This is a genomic window from Pseudomonas sp. MRSN 12121 (assembly GCF_000931465.1).
Taxonomy (GTDB): domain Bacteria; phylum Pseudomonadota; class Gammaproteobacteria; order Pseudomonadales; family Pseudomonadaceae; genus Aquipseudomonas.
Genome location: NZ_CP010892.1, coordinates 4,634,093 through 4,648,962 on the forward strand (window position 1 = coordinate 4,634,093; position 14,870 = coordinate 4,648,962).

A 14,870-nucleotide genomic window follows, 5' to 3' on the forward strand; every position below is an offset into this window, starting at 1 on the left:
GGCCACTGCCGGGCCATTTGCGGCAGCGACCTTCACAGCGGAGGACAAGGCCATGGATGAAGCCAAGCTCAACGATTTCATGGGCAAGCTGGTGTCCGACATGGGCGGCGCGGCGATGCTCGCCAACATGATTGTCGGCGAGGAACTGGGCCTGTACCGGGCCATGGCCGACAGCCTGTTCGTCAGCCCCGAGACCCTGGCCACAAGGACCGGCTGCAACGCGCGCCTGTTGCGCGAATGGCTCAGCGCCCACGCCGCCTCCGGCTACATGGAGCACCGGGACGGCCAGTTCCGCCTGCCGGAAGAGCAGGCCCTGGCCCTGGCCGTCGAGGACTCGCCGGTGTACGTGGCCGGTGGCGCCGTGGTGGTCGCCGCGCTGTTCCACGACAAGGACAAACTGCTGGCCGCAATGCGCGGCGACGGCGCCCTGGCCTGGGGCGATCACCACCCGTGCATGTTCAGCGGCACCGAGCGCTTCTTCCGCCCAGGGTATCGCGCACATCTGGTGGCCGAGTGGCTGCCGGCCCTGGAAGGCGTGGTGGACAAATTGCAGGCCGGGGCCAAGGTGGCGGACATCGGCTGCGGGCATGGCGCGTCGACGGTGATCATGGCCCAGGCGTTTCCCGCCTCGCGGTTTTTCGGCTTCGACTACCACGCGCCGTCGGTGGCCACCGCCCGGCAACGCGCCGCGGACGCCGGCCTCGCCGGCCAGGCCGAGTTCGCCCAGGCCAGCGCCAAGAACTATCCCGGCGACGGCTACGACTTGATCTGCTACTTCGACTGCCTGCACGACATGGGCGACCCGGTGGGCGCCGCGCGGCATAGCTTCCAGGCACTGAAGGACGACGGCAGCGTGCTCTTGGTGGAGCCCTTCGCCAACGATCACCTGGACCAGAACCTCAACCCGGTGGGCCGGCTGTTCTATGCCGCCTCGACCTTTATCTGCACGCCCAACTCGCTGTCCCAGGAAGTCGGCCTGGGGCTCGGCGCCCAGGCCGGCGAGGCACGCTTGCGCGAGGTGTTCCGCGAAGCCGGCTTCAGCCAGTTCCGCCGGGCGGCGCAGACCCCGTTCAACCTGATTCTCGAGGCCCGCAAATAGAAACGCAGCCCTGTAGGAGCCAGGCTTGCCGGCGATGGGCGACGACGCGGTGTGTCAGGGGCGACGCCATCGCGGGCAAGCCTCGCTCCTACAGGTGGGGGATGATTGATGCAGAAACACGGCGCCCGGGAAATCCCGGGCGCCGCGCTTGCTTCATACCGCCGGCAGATCCACCAGGACCACCGCCTGCTGCCCAACGGGCAACAGCCGTCCGCCATGGCTGGCGACGTAGGCGCGGGCTTCGTCCAGCGACGAGAACCAGCAGTTGAGGTGCCCCGCCTGTCGGTAGACCAGCTCGAAGTGCTGCAACTGCTCGGGCGCCAGTTCGTCCAGGGCCTGGCGATAGGCTTCCCAACTGGCGAACCCGGCCTCGCGGGCCAGCGTGCGCAGCAGGTGCTTGCGTTGCACCTGGTCCCGCTGCCGATACAGCTCGGGCAACGACAGGCCCGGCAGGCTGTCGCTCGCCAGCAGGCGCCGCAGGATCGGCAAGGCGCTGGCCAGGGTGGCGCAAGTGGCGCTGCGGTGCAGGCGCCTGGCTTCGCGCAGCACCAGGCTGGCGGCGGAACTGACGGGTGAACGACGGATGGATTTCTTGATAGGCATACCAACTCCAGGAGAATCGGCCTGCTCGCTACTGGCCAGGAGGGGTATGCAAGCCTTGTGCTTGCGGGAATGAAAGGTGCTTGCGCTTTCGCGAGGTGGGCGCCCAGGAAGCCCGGCCGCCATACTACCCAATCCCCGGCGGGCTGCACATCCCCGCGCGGGGGCCCTCTTGCGCCCAGGCGTGCGCTTCAGCTCGACCAGCCTTGGCGTTTTTCCAACAGGAAATCGATGAAGGCCCGCAGGCGCAACGGCACATGCCGGCCGTGGGGATACAGCAGGCTGAAAGGCCGGGAGCGCCCGGCGTAAGGCTTAAGCACCTCCACCAGGGAGCCTTCGGCCAGTTCGCGCTCGCCCATGAAACGGTAAGTCTGGAACAGGCCGGCCCCATGCTTGGCCAGGGTCACGCCGCCGAACAGATCCTCGGAACACACATAGGCACTCTCGGCCAGCACTTCGCAGGGGCCGTCGGGACCGTTGAACAGCCAGGGGATCCGCCGGCCGCTGCTGGGCAACTCGAACTGGATGCACTCGTGCCGCGCCAGGTCGTCGAGATCCTGCGGCGTGCCGGCCCGCGCCAGGTAGTCGGGGGCGGCGAACACCACCAGTGCGGCGTCTTCCAGCAGGCGCGCGACCAGCCCGGAATCCGGCTGCGCGCGGACCCGGATCGCCAGGTCATAGCCGCCTTCGACGAAGTCGATATTGCGGTTGCTCAGGTTGACCTCCACCCGCACCTGCGGGTAGCGCCGGCGAAACTCCGGCAGCAGCGGCAGGACCCGCAAATGACCGTAGGTCGTCGGCAGGCTGATGCGCAAGGTGCCGGAGGGCTCCAGTTGCTGTCCCGTCAACTGGCGCTCGGCCTCGAGCATCTGGTTCAGCGCGCTCCGGCACTGCTGGTGATAGTCACGCCCGCCATCGGTCAGGCGGATGCTGCGGGTGGTGCGCACGAACAGGCGCACGCCGAGCCGTTCCTCCAGGCGCGACACCGAGCGGCTGACTGCGGCCGGCGTGACCCCGGCCGCCAGCGCCGCGCCGGTAAAACTGCCGACTTCCGCCGCCAGGCAGAACAGCTCGATGCTGCCCAGCAGCACATCGTCGAATTGCCGACTCATTGATTACACCGTGTATCAAGTGAAATGCGATTGGCGCTATTTATCAGCATTCCACGCACAAATATAGTCCTGCCCAACAGCGCTGAAACCTCCCGTTCCCTCGCACAGGATCATCGTCATGAGCAGTACTCGAACCGTCATCGTCACCGGTGCCTCCAGCGGCATCGGCCTCGGCCTGGCCCGGGCTTTCCTGGCCCGCGGCTACAACGTGGTCGGCAATGCCCGCTCGGCGGAGCGCCTGGCCGAGGCCGCCGCCAGCCTGGGCCACGGCGAGCGCTTTGTCGGCGTCGCCGGCGACATCGCCGACCCCGCCACTGCCCCACGGCTAATTGAGCAGGCCCTCGCCCGCTTCGGCCAGGTCGACGTGCTGGTCAACAACGCCGGTTTCTTCCTGCCCAAGCCCTTCGTCGACTACAGCGCCGCGGAGCTGGAAAGCCTGCTGCAGACCAACCTCAAGGGCGTGGTCTACGCTTCCCAGGCCGTCGCGCGGCACATGATCGAACGGCGCCAGGGCCACATCATCAACATCAGCGCCAGCGTCGCGCTGCAACCGAACCTGGCGGTGCCGGCGGCCTTGCCGGTGCTGATCAAGGGCGGGATCAACCAGATGACCCGCGCCCTGGCCCTGGAACTGTCGCCGTTCAATATCCAGGTCAATGCCGTGGCGCCCGGGATCATCGACACGCCGATGCACGACCCGGCGCACCGCGCCTTCCTGGACGGCCTGCAACCGGCCGGGCGGGTCGGGCGCATCGAGGACATCGCCGACGCCGTGCTCTATCTGGCCGGCGCCGACTTCACTACCGGTGCGGTGCTGCCCGTGGACGGCGGCATGAGCAGCGGCAAATGGTAAACCCGGCGGGAGGCGCAGCCGCCTTCCGCCCCTTGCAAGCCCCACCTTGTCTCCAGGAGTACGAACATGCCTTTCGTCAATGTGCGCATCACCCGTGACGGCGCGACCCGTGAACAGAAAGCCCAGGTGATCCGCGAGATCACCGACACCCTGCAACGGGTGCTGAACAAGGCCCCGGAACTGACCCATATCGTCATCGAGGAAGTCGACACCGATAACTGGGGCTACGCCGGCATGACCACCACCGAATACCGCCAGCGAACGGCGGAATAAACCCGCATCGGCCCGGAACCTCCCGGCCCCCGCATCGCCAGCAAGCTCGCTCCCCGTAGGAGCGAGGCTTGCCCGCGATGACGCCCGGCCCTCCGCTCAGGCATTCACCAGCATCTTGAAGCCGCCGTAAATCATGCGCTGGCCATCGAACGGCATCGGGCAGACATCGGGCTTGAGCCGCGGGTCTTCCATGGCTTTCTGCATGCCCGTGTCGCGGATTTCCCGGGACGGCCAGATGATCCACGTGAACACCACCGTCTCGTCCGCCTTGAGCTTGACCGCCATGGGGAACGACGTCAGCTTGCCGTCGGGCACGTCGTCGCCCCAGCAATCGACCACGCTCAGGGCGCCGAACTCCTTGAACACGGCCGCGGCGACCTCGGCATGCTGCTTGAACGCGTCCCGGTTGGCGGTGGGCACCGCCAGTACACAACCATCGACATACGACATGATCTTGCTCCTGCGTGCCAGGCACGCTGCGGGTGGGGAACGAAAGATTCGACCGCCGTCGCGGCGGGTCGATCTGTGAACTGGTCGTTCGGCAGGCCGGGCAATCGACAGTCGGCGGCGCAAACCGACCAGTGGCGGTCTAGCGCGGAGGCGTCCAGTATTGGCCCGGAGCGGGCGGCGATCCCGGGCCGGGTGCGGCGGGAAGCTCTTGGGCCGCGCGCTTGCCCAGCTCGCCCTCGATCTGCCCCGCCAGGTAATAGGTCCCGGCCATCACCCCGTTGCCGGTGTTGTTCATCAGCCTGAGCCAGGCCCGGTCGAACGCCTGGCCCAGGCTCTGGCGCATCTGCGCCTCGATCCCGGCCCGGTCGCTCTCATGGGCGATCGCCCGGAAACCGGCGGTGCCCAGGGAAATCACCGCGCCGGCGATCTTGCCCGCCACCGCCGACGCGGCCCCGGCAATGCCGCGGCCGGCCATCTGCGCTTCGAGCTTTTCGCTGGTCTGGCGGGCCACCGAGACGATTCCCGCCTGGGACGACATCTCGCCCGTGCCCGCGGGTGCGCTGTGGATCTGCTGGTACAGCGCCGAATAGGCCGGCAGCGTGATCAGCGGCTTGGCGTGCAGCACCTGGTACAACGAGGCATCGCGGGCCGGCGGCGGCCCCAGGCGGATCGCCGGGATGGCGTTGAGCCGTTGGTCCAGCTGCGCGGCCGGCAGGCGATAACGCTGGGCGATGGCCTGCAACGACTTATCCAGCAGCTCGAGGTAAAACTCGGTGGCCTGGCCGAGAATCGCATCCGGGTCGATCTCCACCGCCACCGGCGCCAGCACCTGTTCCTGGTATTCCTGCTGCAGGTAGGCCGACAGCCGCGCCGCCGGGGCGTCCTGCTCGTCGTGGGCGCTGAGGCTGTACCAGCTGACTTTCATGGCCATCCATTCCTGGGTCCAGTAGCTGCTGAACCAGGGAATGAAGGTCTCGTCGGTGACCGCATAGACCCGCAGCCGCCAGTGCTCCATGGAGCCGCGGGCGAAGACCTTGACCTGCAGCACCGCCTGTTGCGAGGCCTGGACGATGTCGCGGTCGACCTGGCGCCAGGTGCTGGCCGATACCGGCGCCGGCGCCACCGCCTCGCGGGCACGCTGGGACGCGGCGCACCCGGCCAGCAGCACCAGCATCGTCACGACCAGCCCACGCAGGTACACGATGGCAGCCCTCGCACAGCCTCGACCGCGGCCGCCCGCCCGTCACCGGGCAGGCTTGAACCGGCGCGACCATGCCAGGGTGGAGTATAGGACCCGGGCGCCAACCACTGGCCCGCCGTAACGCTGCTCAACCGGGCAAGGTTTTCACCTCAATCGCGCGCCCGTGGCGCAACCGCGACCCGCGCCGCTGGCCGGCGCCAGCTCAGCACGCCATGGGCCGCCAGGCCGAACACCAGCCCCCAGAAAGCCGCCGACAGGCCGAACAACGACATGCCCGAGGCCGTCACCAGGAAGGTGATCAACGCCGCCTCGCGATCCCGCGGCACGGCCATGGCGCTGCTCAGGGCGCCACCGATCGCGGCGAACAGCGCCAGCCCCGCCAGGGCGGCGATCAGTGCCCGGGGAAAGGCGCTGAACAACGAGACCAGGGTCGCGCCGAACATCCCCAGCAGCAGGTAGAACACCCCGCCCATGACCCCCGCCACATAACGCCTGCCCGGGTCTTCGTGGGCTTCGCGGCCGGTGCAGATGGCCGCAGTGATCGCCGCCAGGTTCAGGCCGTGGCAACCGAACGGCGCCAGCAACAGGCTGGCCAGGCCGCTGCTGGCGATGATCGGGCTGGCCGGCGTGGTGTAGCCGTCGTTGCGCAGCACGGCGATGCCGGTCACGAACTGCCCGGTCAGGGCCACCACCACCAGCGGCAGCGCGACGTTGAGCACGCCGCTCCAGCTGAACGCCGGGCTGATCCAGCGCGGCGTGGCCAGGCCGATCACCAGCGCCGAGCGGTCGATATCCCCCGCGCCCAGGGACAGCGCGCAGCCCACCAGCAACACCGCCAGTACCGCGTAGCGCGGCGCCAGGCGCTTGGCCAGCAGGTAGGTGGCGAACATCGCCCCCACCAGCAGCGGCCGATCCTGGATCGAGCGGAACAGCCCGGTGCCGAAACTGAACAGGATGCCCGCCAGCATTGCCGCGCAGATCGCCGACGGCAGCCGGCCGATCAGCCTGTCGAAAATCCCGCACAGGCCGATCAGCAGGATCAGCGCACTGGCCACCAGGTAGGCGCCCACCGCCTGATCCAGGCCAATGCCCGGCAACAGCACCACCAGCAGCGCCGAACCCGGCGCCGACCAGGCGATCACCACCGGCACCCTGTAGCGCAGGCTGAGGACGATCCCCAGCACCCCGCTGCCGATGGAAATCGCCCAGACCCAGGACGACAGCGCCTCCTGGGGCAGGCCTGCGGCCTTGGCCGCCTGGAAGATGATCACCAGCGGCCCGGCATAGGAAATCAGCGTGGCGATGAAACCGGCCACCAGCGCCGACAACGAAAAATCCTCGATCAACGAACGCATGCAAGCTCCGAAGCCCTGAAGCATGACTGGACCATCGGCGCCGGCGCTAGAACGCACGCGGCGCCAACCCGGGACGCGGCTACAGCGACGGCGCGCCGGCCTGGGCGGCCGACAGCCCCTTGGCGGGCCGCGGGTAGACGAAGCACATCGCCAGCGCCGCCACCGCCCCCGGCATCGCGAACGCCATGAAGTTGTAGTGCAACGGTAGCTCGCCGGCCACCAGCGCGCCGCCCAGCAGCGGGCCGACGATCGCCCCGCTGCGCCCCACGCCCGAGGCCCAGCCAAGGCCGGTGGAGCGGATCGCCATCGGGTAGAACTGGGCCACGCAGGCATAGGCCAGGATCTGCGTGCCGATGGTGGTCGCCCCGGCGATGGCGATCAGGGCATACAGCAGGCCGCTCGGACTCTTGAAGCCGAGCAGGCTGATCGACAACGCGGCCACCACGAAGAACGCCACCAGGACCTTTTGCAGTTGCAACCGGTCGCCGATCCAGCCGCCGCCCACCGCACCGAAAATCGCCCCGAAGTTCAGCACCAGCAGGAACATCAGGCTCGACCCCAGGCCGTAGCCGGCGCTGGCCATCAGCTTGGGCAGCCAGGAGTTGAGCGCGTAGACCATCAGCAGGCAGCAGAAGAAGGCGACCCAGAGCATCAGCGTGCTCAGCGCCCGGCCCTCGCGGAACAGCTGCACCAGCGGCGCGCCGCCGGGCTTGAGGGCGGTCGTGACGAAGCGGTCGCCGGGCTGCGGCACGAACCCCGGTTCGACGCGTTGCAGCACTTCGCGCGCCTGGTCCTCGCGGCCCTGGCGCAGCAGGAAGCCCACCGATTCGGGGAGGTATTTGAGAATCAGCGGCAGCAGCACCAGCGGGATCGCCGCCACGTAGAACACCGACTGCCAGCCGAAGTTCGGCAGCAGCACGATGCCCAGGCCGGCGGAGAGCATGCCGCCCACCGAGTAGCCGCTGAACATGATCGCCACCAGGGTGCTGCGGATCTTCTTCGGCGCGTATTCGTTCATCAGCGCGACCACGTTGGGCATCACCCCGCCGATGCCAAGGCCGGCGATAAAGCGGCAGAGGCCGAACTGGGTCGGCGTGGCGGCAAAACCGTTGAGCAGGGTGAAGCCGCTGAACAACACCACGCACAGGGCGATGACTTTCTTGCGCCCGATACGGTCCGACAGCGAGCCGAAGAACAGCGCGCCGAACATCATGCCGAACAGCGCATAGCTGCCCAGCGCCCCGGCCTGCAAGGGGCTCAGGCCCCATTCGCGCATCAGCACCGGCAGCACCACGCCGTAGATCACCAGGTCGTAGCCGTCGAAGATGATGATCAGCGCGCACCAGAACAGCACGCGCCAGTGGAAGGCATTGAAGTGGGCTTCGTCGATCAGTTGATTGCTGTCTATGTTTCGCATGGCATCCGACTCTTGTTGTTGTTTTTAGAGTGCGCAGCTGGTGTTGCTTGCTCTTGTAGGAGCGAGGCTTGCCCGCGATGGCGTCCGCCCTGACACACCGCGGCGCTCCGATCGCGGGCAAGCCTCGCTCCTACAGTTGGGTACGGTTTTCGATGACGCCTGAGACTTCAGCCCTGGTCGCCACCGCCTACCGGCATGACCAGGCCGGTGATATAGGAGGCCTCGTCGGAGGCCAGGAACAGGATCGCCGCGGCCTGTTCGTCGATGCTGCCGTAGCGTTTCATCAGGCTGCTGTCGACGGTCTGGTCGACGATCTGCTGGTACCAGATCTTTTCCTCGGCGCTCTGCTCGGTGCTGTTGCGCGGAATCCGCCGGGGCGGCGCCTCGGTGCCGCCGGGGGCCGTGGCATTGACCCGCACCCCGCGCCCGGCGGTCTCGAACGCCAGGCAGGCGGTCAGGGCGTTCACCCCACCCTTGGCCGCGCCATAGGGCACGCGGTTGATACTGCGGGTGGCGATGGACGACACGTTGACGATGGCGCCGCTGCCCTGCTCCAGCATGTACGGCAGCGCGGCGTGGCAGCACCACAGGGTGGGGAACAGCGAGCGGCGCACTTCGGCCTCGATCTGCCGCTCTTCGTAGTGCTCGAAGGGCTTGGCCCAGATGGTGCCGCCGACGTTGTTGACCAGCACGTCGATCCGGCCGAAACGCTCGATGGCGGCGGCCATTACTCGGTTGCATTCGGCGTATTGCTCAAGGTCGGCGGTCAGCGCCAGGTGCCGGGGCGCCAGTTCGGCCTGCAACTCGAACACCAGTTCGGAGCGATCCACCAGCACCAGCCGCGCGCCCTCCGCCGCCAGCCGCTCGGCGACCCGCCGGCCGATGCCCTGCGCCGCCCCGGTGACCAAGGCGACTTTTTCCTGAAATCTGTTCATCTCAAAACCTCACATCAATGGGCCTGACCACGCCGTCTTCTGTAGGAGCGTGGCTTGCCCGCGATGAACGATAACGCGGTATGGCTGATCCACCGCGTCGCCTGGATCGCGGGCAAGTCGGATCGCCGCCCGCTCGCTCCTACAGAAAAGCAGGGCGGGTCAGGCCGCGCTGGCGGCGAATTTTTCGTAGTAGAAATTGGCCGGGGCGATGCCCTGGTCGCGGATGAACTGGCTCACCGCCTCGACCATCGGCGGCGGGCCGCACAGGTACACGTCCACATCGCCGTCGTTCAGGTGCCTGGGCTCGATGTGCTGGGTCACGTAGCCCTTGAGCGGGTGCGAGCTCTCGGGGCTGGCCACGCAGGCGCTGAAGCTGAAGTTGGGGATGCGCGCGGCGAAGGCTTCCAGGCGGTCGATTTCCACCAGGTCGAAATCGTTCGTCACCCCGTAGATCAGGTGCAGGGGATGCTCGCTGCCCTGCTCGGCGATCTTCTCCAGCATCGCGGTGAACGGCGCCAGCCCGGTGCCGCCAGCCAGCAGCAACAGCGGCCGGCGGATGTCGCGCAGGTAAAAGCTGCCCAGGGGCCCGGCCAGGCGCATCGGGTCGCCGGCCTTGGCCAGGCCAGTAAGGAAGCTGCTCATCAGTCCACCCGGCACGTTGCGGATCAGGAAGCTGACCTCGCCGTCGCGTTGCAGCGAGCTGAAGGAATAGGCGCGGGTCTGCTCGCTGCCGGGCACGCCGAGGTTGACGTACTGGCCCGGCAGAAACGCCAGCTTGCCCAGGGCCTCGCCCTTGATCGACAAGGCGATGGTGCTGTCGGACAGCTGGCGCACCGCGCTGATGGTGGCGTCGAAGGTGGCCTGGGCGGTGCGGCAGACCTCGGACGAGGCCGGCACCCGCACCACGCAGTCGCTCAGGGCGCGCATCTGGCAGGTCAGGACAAAGCCCTGCCCGGCCTCGTCCGCGGTCAGCGCGTCGTCGATGTAGTCCTCGCCAAGGTCGTAGCGCCCGGCTTCGGCGAAACACTTGCAGGTGCCGCAGGCGCCGTCGCGGCAGTCCAGGGGGATGTTGATGCCCTGGCGGTAAGCCGCGTCGGCCACGGTTTCCCCGGGGTTGGCGGCGACGAAGCGGGTCACCCCGTCTTCGAAATTGAGTGCGATGTGATGAGTCATGGCAGTCGCCTCAGAGGTGGTAGACATCGACGACCTGACGAACGTAGTCGTTCTTCAGGATGACTTTCTTGGCCAGGATCAGCGGGTTCTCGCCCCGTACATCCAGGGTGTAGAAACTGGTGCCGAAGTAGCTGTCGACGGTCTTGTAGCGAAAGCTCAGGGTGTGCCAGTTGAAGCGCACCTTGCACAGGCCGTCGGCCTGCTCCAGCAGCTCGATATTGCTCAGGTTGTGCGAGGTGCGGGTGTCGGGAATGCTCGCGCTGGAGCGCTCGGTCTTGATCCGGAACACCCGGTCTTCCAGGCCGCTGCGGCTGCCGTACCAGATCAGCGAGATCTCCCGCTGCGGGTCTTCGGTCAGGGTGTCGTGGTCGTCCCAGGAGGGCATCCAGAAGGTCGCGTCGGGGGCGTAGAGCTCCAGCCAGCTGTCCCAGTCCTTATCGTCCAGGTAGCGCGCTTCGCGGTAGAGGAAGTCGCGCACGGTGTCATAACCAACGTTCATCACACGGCCTCCACGGGAATGCTGCGCGCGGCTTCGACGGCCACGGCCTTGAGCAGGGTTTGCTGCCAGTACTTGTGCTGCATCACGAACAGGCCTTCGTCTTCGGTGCGCACGCCGCTGAGCAGCGGTTGCAGGTCGATTTCCCTGGCCGCCTCGTCCGCGCCTTCGACCCAGTGCTCGGCGCCGCGGGACATGTCGTTCCAGGCGCTACCGCTGCCCTGGTAGCCCATCTGGCAGGAACGGAATTCCTCCAGGTCGTCCGGGGTGGCCATGCCGCTGACGTTGAAGAAGTCTTCGTACTGGCGAATGCGCATGGCCCGGGCTTCGGCGCTCTCGCCCTTGGGCGCGATGCAGTAGATGGTGATCTCGGTACGGTCCACCGAGATCGGCCGGGCGATGCGGATCTGCGAGCTGAACTGGTCCATCAGGTAGACGTTGGGGTACAGGCACAGGTTGCGCGAGTTCTCGATCATCCAGTCGGCGCGGGCCTGGCCGAAGTCCCGGGCCAGCTCGTCGCGGCGCTCGTAGAGCGGACGGTCCTCGGGGTTGGCCCAGCGGGTCCAGAGCAGCATGTGGCCCTTGTCGAAGGAGTAGAAACCGCCGCCGCTTTTCGCCCAGCCGCCGGCGCTCATGGTGCGGATATCTTCGCCGGCCTCGCGCTGCTTACGCTGGTTCTGGGTGGCCGCGTAGTTCCAGTGCACGGAGCTGACGTGGTAGCCGTCGGCGCCGTTTTCCGCGGTGAGCTTCCAGTTGCCTTCGTAGATGTAGCTGGAGGAACCGCGCAGCACTTCCAGGCCGTCGGCGGACTGGTCGACGATCATGTCGATGATCTTCGCCGACTCGCCCAGGTGCTCCACCAGCGGCAGCACGTCGGGGTTGAGGCTGCCGAACAGGAAGCCGCGGTAGGACTCGAAGCGCGCGACCTTGGTCAGGTCGTGGGAGCCTTCGCAGTTGAAGCTCGCCGGATAACCCGCGGCGGCCGGGTCCTTGACTTTGAGCAGCTTGCCGGAGTTGTTGAAGGTCCAGCCGTGGAACGGGCAGGTGTAGCTCGATTTGTTGCCGGTCTTGTGCCGGCAGAGCATCGCGCCGCGGTGGCTGCAGGCGTTGAGGAAGGCGTTGAGCTGGCCGTCCTTGTTGCGCGCGATGAAAATCGACTGTCGGCCCATGGTGGTGGTGTAGTAATCGTTGGGGTTGGGGATCTGGCTCTCGTGGGCGAGGTACAGCCAGTTGCCCTCGAAGATGTGTTGCATCTCCAGGTCGAACAACCGGGGATCGGTGAACATCTCCCGCTTGCAGCGGTAGACGCCCCGGTCACGGTCTTCTTCAAGCAGGGAGTGAAGGTATTCGGGTCGCAGGGTCATGGCCGCCGCCTCCATTGTTTTTGTTCAGGCAAGGTCATGCTAGGACGGGGGTTGTCGCGGCAATATCCAGTGCGTGCAGACCTCTATCCGTTTTCTGCAAGGGCTCTGTAGCCCTGTAACCCTGTAGCCGCTGCCGAGCCGCAGGCGAGGCTGCGATCGACTGCGCAGCAGGCGCAAAACCTGAGCATGCGTTAGGTCTGGATAACCGCGTTGGCCTCATTACGGCTGCTACGCAGCCGATCGCAGCCTCGCTGGCGCTCGGCAGCGGCTACAGGGAGGGTGGAGGCGGTTCGGGCCGGGTTGCTTGCGTAGGAGCGAAGCTTGCTCGCGATGGCGTCGGGTCAGTCACCTGCGCGTCGCTCGCCATCGCCGGCAAGCCTGGCTCCTACAGTTCCTACAGTTCCTACAGTTCCTACAGTTCCTACAGTTCCTACAGAAGCATGGGCAGGATCAATGCCGGCGCCGCAAGGTGTCGGACGGCAGTTCGCCGAACTGTTTGCGGTAGTTTTCCGAGAAGCGCCCCAGGTGCAGGAAACCGAAATCCATGGCCAGCTCGGTGACGTTGCGCACGTTGCAGCTCGGGTCGCTGAGGCAGGCGTTGACCCGCTCCAGTTTCTTCTGCCGGATGTAGTGCCTGGGCGTGGTCCGCGCGTTGCGCTCGAACAGCGCATACAGCGAACGCAGGCTCATCTGCGCCTGCTGCGCCAGCTGTTCGCAGCCGATGTCCTGCTTGAGGTTGCGCTCGATGTAGTCGGCGATCGCCTCGAAGGTCGCCGCCGACGAGCCCAGCCCGGCGCGCCGCACGTTGGTCTTCATCAGGCTGAGCAGCTTGCTCACCACGATCTGCGCGTAATGCTCCTGCACCCGCGGCATGCGCTCGGCGGCCTCGGCCTCGCGGCAGACCATGCTCAAGAGCTGGACGAAGCCCTCCAGCTCATCGAGCTGGTAGCGGTTTTCCAGGAAGCGCACACCCTGCCCCGGATACAGCCAGCGCTGCTCCTGGCACACCGACTCCAGCAGGTGGGTGGGCATCTTGATGATGAATTTCTCGCAGTCGTCGGAATAGGTCAGGTCCACCGGATCGTCGGGGTTGATCAGCAGCAGCTCGCCCGGGGCGAAGTAATGCTCCTGGCGATGGCCGCGCCACAGGCAGTGGCCGCGCAGCAGCACTTGCAGGTGGTAGATGGTTTCCAGCGCCGGCGAGGTGACGCGCACGCTGCCGCCGTAGCTGATCGAACACAGGTCGAGGCTGGCGAACTGCCGGTGGTTGAGGCTGGCCTGGGGACTGCCGGCCTTGGGCAGGCGAATGCAGTGGCTGCCCACGTGCTGGTTGACGTAGCCGGACACGGCGTAGGGATCGGCCTGGGCGAATACCCGGCTGCGCTCACTCAACAGATGCGTTTCCATAAGCGGGTCACTCCCGGTTCTTATTATTGGGATCGGGCGGTGAGTGTTCGTCACCGCCGGCACATCAGGCACAAGGTGAACCGTCGCCACAACGGCGAAAGCCACGGGACAACCGGCAGGTTATCCCGTGGCCCGCGCCGCGCGGACGCCGCCGGTCAGGCTTCCAGGGCGCGCACCCGCTCGTGACGCTGCTGCTCCTCGGGCTGGGCGGAGGGCTGCAGGGTGAAGTCGAACTCGATCTCGGCGAACCGCCCGCTGACGCCGTACTGCGCCGCACGCTGCGGGTCCTCGCTGAAGGTGATCCTGGCGATCAGCTCGTCGCGGGTGGCGTAGGCGAAATCGTCGTGCAGGTACTGATCGCCGTCGAGGTTGATCTGGGTGGTCAGGTGACGGTGGTCGTCGGCCGAAATGAAGAAGTGGATATGCGCCGGACGCTGGCCATGGCGGCCGAGTTGGTCGAGCAACTGCTGGGTCGGACCGTCCGGCGGGCAGCCGTAGCCCGACGGCACGATGCTGCGGAACCGGTAGCGGCCTTCGGCATCGGTGACGATACGCCGGCGCAGGTTGAACTCCGATTGCGCGGTATCGAAGTAGGAATAGGTGCCGCCGGTATTGGCATGCCAGACGTCGACGATGGCGCCGGCCAGCGGCTGCCCGGCGGTGTCGCGCACCTGGCCCTGCATGAACAGCACCACGCCCGGGTCGCGGCCGTCGTCGAGGCGCGCCTCGCCCTGGCTCAGCGGCGCGCCGGCCACGTACAGCGGGCCTTCGATGGTGCGCGGGGTGCCGCCGGTCTTGCCGGCCTGTTCGTCGGCGGCGTCCATCAGCAGGTCCAGGTAGTGCTCCAGGCCCAGGCCGGCCACCAGCAGCCCGGCTTCCTGGCGCGCGCCGAGCACGTTGAGGTAGTTGACCGCCTTCCAGAATTCTTCCGGGGTCACGTCGAGGTCTTCAATGATGTTCACCGCGTCACGCAGGATGCGGTAGATCAACGCCTTGGTCCGCGGGTTGCCCTGGTCGTTGAACTGGCCGCTGGCCTCCTCGAGAAATTTCTGGACGCTGGCAGTGTGGGAAATTCGGACGTTCATGGTTATTCCTCATCTTGTATTTATTAGGGGATGGAGCGGGCTGCCAGGGA

15 protein-coding genes are annotated in these 14,870 nt (G+C 66.9%); 3 read left to right on the top strand and 12 right to left on the bottom strand.

The annotated features are described in order from the left end of the window. The first annotated feature begins 52 nt into the window (after window positions 1–52). Window positions 53–1,099 (top strand): class I SAM-dependent methyltransferase, encoded by a 1,047-nt coding sequence (locus tag TO66_RS21055; protein ID WP_044464082.1) that lies wholly within the window; start codon window positions 53–55, stop codon window positions 1,097–1,099. 153 nt (window positions 1,100–1,252) lie between these two features. Here the strand turns inward: TO66_RS21055 and TO66_RS21060 are convergent, their stop codons facing one another. Together TO66_RS21060 and TO66_RS21065 are read right to left on the bottom strand one after the other, a co-directional pair. Further along, entirely contained in the window at window positions 1,253–1,702 is a 450-nt protein-coding gene (locus TO66_RS21060; protein WP_044464083.1) for a hypothetical protein, read from the bottom strand. 188 nt (window positions 1,703–1,890) lie between these two features. Beyond that, window positions 1,891–2,811 (bottom strand): LysR family transcriptional regulator, encoded by a 921-nt coding sequence (locus TO66_RS21065; RefSeq protein ID WP_044464084.1) that lies wholly within the window; start codon window positions 2,809–2,811, stop codon window positions 1,891–1,893. 118 nt (window positions 2,812–2,929) lie between these two features. On the opposite strand from TO66_RS21065, the gene TO66_RS21070 reads away from it, so the two are divergent. Further along, on the top strand, window positions 2,930–3,664 hold the full coding sequence (locus tag TO66_RS21070; protein ID WP_044464085.1) for an SDR family NAD(P)-dependent oxidoreductase: 735 nt from the start codon (window positions 2,930–2,932) through the stop codon (window positions 3,662–3,664). Between the two features lie 66 nt (window positions 3,665–3,730). Further along, on the top strand, window positions 3,731–3,937 hold the full coding sequence (locus TO66_RS21075) for a 4-oxalocrotonate tautomerase family protein (RefSeq protein ID WP_044464086.1): 207 nt from the start codon (window positions 3,731–3,733) through the stop codon (window positions 3,935–3,937). Window positions 3,938–4,033: 96 nt separating this feature from the next. Here the strand turns inward: TO66_RS21075 and TO66_RS21080 are convergent, their stop codons facing one another. From TO66_RS21080 to catA, 10 genes are all read right to left on the bottom strand, one after another. Further along, the gene (locus TO66_RS21080; RefSeq protein ID WP_044464087.1) at window positions 4,034–4,387 is read right to left on the bottom strand and encodes a DUF1428 domain-containing protein; all 354 of its coding nucleotides are present in this window, start codon (window positions 4,385–4,387) and stop codon (window positions 4,034–4,036) included. A 139-nt stretch (window positions 4,388–4,526) separates the two neighbouring features. After that, on the bottom strand, window positions 4,527–5,588 hold the full coding sequence (locus tag TO66_RS21085) for a hypothetical protein (RefSeq protein WP_044464088.1): 1,062 nt from the start codon (window positions 5,586–5,588) through the stop codon (window positions 4,527–4,529). A 149-nt stretch (window positions 5,589–5,737) separates the two neighbouring features. Next, complete coding sequence (locus TO66_RS21090; RefSeq protein ID WP_044464089.1) at window positions 5,738–6,943, bottom strand: benzoate/H(+) symporter BenE family transporter; 1,206 nt, start codon at window positions 6,941–6,943, stop codon at window positions 5,738–5,740. 79 nt (window positions 6,944–7,022) lie between these two features. Continuing rightward, window positions 7,023–8,360 carry an aromatic acid/H+ symport family MFS transporter gene (locus TO66_RS21095; RefSeq protein WP_044464090.1) on the bottom strand — a complete coding sequence of 446 codons (1,338 nt, stop codon included), beginning with the start codon at window positions 8,358–8,360 and terminating at the stop codon, window positions 7,023–7,025. A 167-nt stretch (window positions 8,361–8,527) separates the two neighbouring features. After that, on the bottom strand, window positions 8,528–9,295 hold the full coding sequence (locus TO66_RS21100) for a 1,6-dihydroxycyclohexa-2,4-diene-1-carboxylate dehydrogenase (protein ID WP_044464091.1): 768 nt from the start codon (window positions 9,293–9,295) through the stop codon (window positions 8,528–8,530). Between the two features lie 159 nt (window positions 9,296–9,454). After that, window positions 9,455–10,468, bottom strand: a complete 1,014-nt coding sequence (benC, locus tag TO66_RS21105; RefSeq protein ID WP_044464092.1) for a benzoate 1,2-dioxygenase electron transfer component BenC — start codon at window positions 10,466–10,468, stop codon at window positions 9,455–9,457. A gap of 10 nt (window positions 10,469–10,478) precedes the next feature. Continuing rightward, window positions 10,479–10,967, bottom strand: coding sequence for a benzoate 1,2-dioxygenase small subunit (gene benB, locus TO66_RS21110; protein ID WP_044464093.1), 489 nt, complete (start codon window positions 10,965–10,967; stop codon window positions 10,479–10,481). Beyond that, window positions 10,967–12,328, bottom strand: coding sequence for a benzoate 1,2-dioxygenase large subunit (benA, locus tag TO66_RS21115; protein WP_044464094.1), 1,362 nt, complete (start codon window positions 12,326–12,328; stop codon window positions 10,967–10,969). Before benA ends, benB begins: the two co-directional genes overlap by 1 nt. 450 nt (window positions 12,329–12,778) lie before the next feature. Continuing rightward, entirely contained in the window at window positions 12,779–13,735 is a 957-nt protein-coding gene (locus TO66_RS21120) for an AraC family transcriptional regulator (protein ID WP_044464095.1), read from the bottom strand. 155 nt (window positions 13,736–13,890) lie between these two features. Next, window positions 13,891–14,820 carry a catechol 1,2-dioxygenase gene (gene catA, locus TO66_RS21125; RefSeq protein ID WP_044464096.1) on the bottom strand — a complete coding sequence of 310 codons (930 nt, stop codon included), beginning with the start codon at window positions 14,818–14,820 and terminating at the stop codon, window positions 13,891–13,893. Window positions 14,821–14,870: the final 50 nt, after the last annotated feature.